Origin of the sequence: Vibrio sp. 10N.222.51.C5 (genome assembly GCF_041474575.1) — a bacterium.
Taxonomy (GTDB): domain Bacteria; phylum Pseudomonadota; class Gammaproteobacteria; order Enterobacterales; family Vibrionaceae; genus Vibrio; species Vibrio crassostreae_C.
Genome location: NZ_JBFRUJ010000121.1, coordinates 1 through 4,433, shown reverse-complemented (window position 1 = coordinate 4,433; position 4,433 = coordinate 1). Strand labels below are relative to the sequence as shown.

4 protein-coding genes are annotated in these 4,433 nt (G+C 44.6%); all 4 read right to left on the bottom strand.

Annotated elements, in window-relative coordinates; all coding sequences use genetic code 11:
• Positions 1-423: 423 nt before the first annotated feature.
• The 4 genes from fre to AB4558_RS21855 all read right to left on the bottom strand — a co-directional run bounded on the left by fre (position 424) and on the right by AB4558_RS21855 (position 4,359).
• Positions 424-1,137 (bottom strand): NAD(P)H-flavin reductase, encoded by a 714-nt coding sequence (gene fre / locus AB4558_RS21870; RefSeq protein WP_017059251.1) that lies wholly within the window; start codon positions 1,135-1,137, stop codon positions 424-426.
• A 20-nt stretch (positions 1,138-1,157) separates the two neighbouring features.
• A complete protein-coding gene (locus AB4558_RS21865; protein ID WP_008224727.1) occupies positions 1,158-1,427 on the bottom strand; it encodes a 2Fe-2S iron-sulfur cluster-binding protein in 270 nt (89 codons plus the stop codon).
• Positions 1,424-3,265, bottom strand: a complete 1,842-nt coding sequence (gene ubiD / locus AB4558_RS21860) for a 4-hydroxy-3-polyprenylbenzoate decarboxylase (RefSeq protein WP_017059250.1) — start codon at positions 3,263-3,265, stop codon at positions 1,424-1,426. The genes AB4558_RS21865 and ubiD overlap by 4 nt, the downstream gene beginning before the upstream one ends.
• Before the next feature lie 98 nt (positions 3,266-3,363).
• Entirely contained in the window at positions 3,364-4,359 is a 996-nt protein-coding gene (locus AB4558_RS21855) for a hypothetical protein (RefSeq protein ID WP_017059249.1), read from the bottom strand.
• Between the last annotated feature and the right edge of the window lie 74 nt (positions 4,360-4,433).

Below are 4,433 nucleotides of genomic sequence, written 5' to 3'. Positions count from 1 at the left end.
CTCAGTTCATTGAAATCAATTTTGATTCCGAAGAATCTGTTTTATCTAACGATAAAACGTTTTGATATTCATCAACGAGTGCCCACACAGATTGATAGGTTTAAATTGTTAAAGAGCTTAACTTCTTGAGCGTTCCTTTTAAGTAAGGAGCCTCTCGAAGTGGACGGCCATTCTAGCGAATTAACATTCAGTGTCAAACACTTTTTGAAAATTAATTTTTTGTCGCTTTCCGTCTTACTGATTCTTGCTGAAGCCTTGTGGCGTCTGCCGTCTCAGTGGTGTCGCATTATAGGGAACCCTCTCAGCTTAGCAACTACTTTTTCATGAAAAATGAATAAATAGGGGTTAACTGCCTAATAGTTCACCTAAACGTAAAAAAGAGAGCATTTCTGCTCTCTTTTTGCTCAAAATCTAAGGGTATTGTTAGATAAATGCGTAAGCATCAGCGTACATATGGTCACGCTTTGCTTCTTTATTCTGAGTAAATAGGTCTCTTGCAGCGCCCGCCATTTCAAAACGACCTGCAATATAGATATCGAAATCAGCTAATGATTCGAAACTTTGCATAACAGCCTCAAGCACATTACCTGTTTGGCCATGCCAAACTTCCGGTGCTTCTTCTACTACCGGTACAAAGTGCACATTGCTATGCTTTTCTGCAATGCCAACCAACTCTTCTTTAGCATATAACTGGCACTCATCTTTTGCGCCCCAGTATAGGTAGATCTCTTTCGAGCTATTTTGCGCGATGCAGTGATCAAGAATAGAGCGCACGTAGCTGAAACCCGTGCCACCAGCAATAAGTAATAGAGGGCGATCGCTTTCTTCTTTGATCCAAGCATCTCCGTGTGGAGCATCAATCGCAATATCGCCATCTTCAGCTTGTGCCTTCTTCATCGCTTCAACCACTTCTAGTGCGTAAGCGTTGTGCTCGGCAGCACCAATGTGCAGCTCAAGCTCACCTTCGTGGCGGCAAGGGCTACTTGCGATAGAGAATGGGCGCTTATCTTTCTCGCCCATTTCAACCATCAGGTACTGGCCCGCTTTAAAAGCGACCGGTGTTTCTGGGTGAAGTAGGATTTGGTAAGTATTACAAGCCAAAGGCTCGATAGACTTCACTTTACATTTAATAGTCATGTTCTTCCTCTTACTAACCCTTAATCGGCAAAGGTTAGAACTAAATTACTTTCTGCAAATGCTTGGCAAGCAAAAATCCAGCCTTGTTGCTGCTCTTTCTCTGTGAGCATGGGTTCAAGGTGGTAACTCACTTGCCCTTCTAATTTTTTGCACATACACATTGCGCATGCGCCAACTTGGCAACGGTTTGGGAAATAGATATCGCTGTTGAGCGCAGCATCCAAGACCGTTTGCCCTTTTTCTACTGTGAAACTGATGTTTTCTGGGTATAAGACTACTTGGTAGCTCATGAAATTCCTAGCTGTTCCCAGATGCTATCAATCTTTTTCACAACATCAGGATCTTTTGTGATTGGTACACCCCACTCACGCAGGCATTCACCTTCCCACTTATTGGTCGCATCGAGACCCATTTTTGAGTGTCCAGTTTCGTTCTGCAGGAATAACGTATCTCTCGCCGGATCCATTCTTGTCGTTACAGCCCAAATGATGTCATTCCAATCACTCACATTGACATCGCCATCACACACGATAACAAACTTGTTCTCATCAAATTGAGACCAAACCGCTTCCATGATTTTCTTACCATTACCGGCAGCTTGCTTATCAATAGACACCACAACCATGCTGGCATTGTCGTTTTGCAGGTGAACATCAATAATTTCAGGATGAACCTTGGTTAACTCAGCCAAGCTACCCTCAATATGTTCACTATTTACAGGTGCTGTTTGGACATCTGGCGATAACGCTAACTCTGCGTCCCACTTCTTAGTAATATCTAGACCCATCTTAGAACCTAACCCAACCACGGGTGAGGCAAAATCCAATGAATCGATCGGCGTGTTCTCTATCATCAGGCTATCGCGTGACGGATCCATATGTTCGCACATCGCTGCGGTTACTTGAGACCAATCACGTGCATTCACATCTTCATCACACACCAATACAAATTTGGTGTACATGAATTGGCGTAAGAAAGACCATACACCCATCATCACTCGCTTAGCGTGACCTGGGTATTGCTTCTTCATGGTCACGACTGCCATTCGGTACGAACAACCTTCAGGCGGTAGATAGAAATCTTCAATCTCTGGGAACTGCTTTTGAAGAATAGGCACAAACACTTCATTTAGCGCAACACCCAATACCGCTGGCTCATCAGGTGGACGGCCAGTATAGGTGCTGTGATAGATAGGGTTCTCGCGCATGGTTACATGAGTAATAGTAAACACATGGTGCTTTTCTTTCTCGTTGTAGTAACCAGTATGATCTCCGTAAGGCCCTTCATCTGCGAATTCATTCGGGTCGATGTAACCTTCCATCACGATTTCTGCACTTGCGGGAACTTCTAAGTCGTTGCTGATTGATTTAACGACCTCAGTTTTACTACCACGTAGTAAGCCTGCAAACGCGTACTCAGATAAACTATCCGGCACTGGCGTAACCGCACCAAGAATGGTGGCAGGATCAGCACCAAACGCTACCGATACTGGGAATGGTTTCCCAGGGTTAGTTTCCATCCAATCACGCAGATCCAATGCTCCACCACGGTGGGCTAACCAACGCATGATGATTTTATTCTTGCCGATCTTCTGCTGACGATAGATACCTAAGTTTTGGCGTTTCTTGTTTGGACCACGAGTAACCGTTAAACCCCATGTTAGCAATGGCGCGACATCATCAGCCCAACAGCTCATCACAGGGATTTTATCTAGGTCGACGTCATCGCCTTGCCATACCACTTGTTGGCAAGCCGCTTTGCGAAGGCGTTTAGCTGGCATGTTTAAGACTTGCTTAAACACAGGTAGTTTATCAAGAGCGTCTTTAAAGCCTTTTGGTGGCTCAGGTTCTTTTAGGTAAGCAAGCAACTTGCCCACTTCACGCAGTTCTTTGACTTCTTGACGTCCCATACCAATAGCAACCCGATTAGGTGTACCAAATAGATTGGTCAAAACGGGCATGTCATAGCCTACTGGATTTTCAAACAAAAGAGCCGGGCCACCAGCACGTAGAGTACGGTCGCTAATCTCGGTCATTTCGTAGTCTGGATCGACTGGGTGAGAAATGCGTTTCAACTGACCAATACTTTCAAGATGGTCGATAAAATCACGTAAATCTTTAAAACTCATAGGACTTCTACATGCTGATTATTCTGCGCTCAGTATATCAAAAAGGGTGACGCTGAGGTCCCCCTTTTTAGTGTGGTTATTGAGAGGCAAAATCCACTTTACGGTAATGCTTGCTCGATCAAAGAACTCTTCACCTGAGGGTTATCATTGACGAGATCTTGCAACCATCGCGTATGACCTTGTTTGGCGAGTTCACGCGCAACTAATGGTGCTTCATCAGCAATCGCCATCCTAGAGACAAGGAACAGCTTCACCTCTTCTGATAACGGGTTAACTTTGGTAAGCAAAGTAATCGCTTCATCTTTCAAACGCGGGTTCTTAGTCGCTGCCATCACCTGTTCAAGCGCGAACGTTTGTTTGGTTTCAGCAAGGCGAACTAGCTCAGCTTGGCTATGATAATCGGCCTTCATTCGCCATAGAATTTTGTAAACCTCTGGGTCTTCGCTCACTTGCGCTAATCGAACCACCACCTCAGTAGAAGGTAACCAACTAACAATAGAAGATGCGGTGAGTTGCTTAGTTAGGTAATCAACCGCTTCAGGAGACAAACTGTCTAGCTCTCTAATGAGCAACGCTTCTCGCGTTTGAACTTGATGTTCAGATCCAGATAACCACTCTTTTAGGTCGAGTTCCTGTTTCTCTGCATCTAGCACAAATACCAATGTCTTCTGATCTTGACGCCATTGTTTAATAAGGCGATTAGCAATTGAAGGGTAATTAAAGGCAGGTACCGTAAACTCATAGCCATCGCCACGTTCTAAGACTTGATAAGTGGGCGTGATAGCAAGTTGCTGCTCGATGAAGATAGACATCTTGGGTGTGAGTACGATTTTTTGCTGTTCAAGCTTCTTCAAGAGTTGGTAACGAGCCACCTCTTGCTGGGGAAATGTCAGGCGCTCAAGCGCAAAGCGTAGCGAATTGACTTCGTCACGTACGACAAGCTCTAGTAGTTCAGCAGTTTTCAGTTTTACTTGATCATTCTCAAGCCAAGACTCTACTGTAAGTGGAGACATCTCGGTGGCATAGCTCATACCAACCGGTGAAAATAACAGTGAAGTAGACAGGAGTAATGATGACAACAGTCCATGTTGCATTTTAACGTCCTTGTAACACTTTTGCTCATTCTGCAAGCTGGCGCTACAAAATGCAAATAAAAAGGTTCATCGCG

Excerpts from the sequence above, each read along its gene's own strand:
- fre (WP_017059251.1), bottom strand. The coding sequence starts at position 1,137 with ATGACTATTAAATGTAAAGTGAAGTCTATCGAGCCTTTGGCTTGTAAT.
- AB4558_RS21865 (WP_008224727.1), bottom strand. The coding sequence starts at position 1,427 with ATGAGCTACCAAGTAGTCTTATACCCAGAAAACATCAGTTTCACAGTA.
- ubiD (WP_017059250.1), bottom strand. The coding sequence starts at position 3,265 with ATGAGTTTTAAAGATTTACGTGATTTTATCGACCATCTTGAAAGTATT.
- AB4558_RS21855 (WP_017059249.1), bottom strand. The coding sequence starts at position 4,359 with ATGCAACATGGACTGTTGTCATCATTACTCCTGTCTACTTCACTGTTA.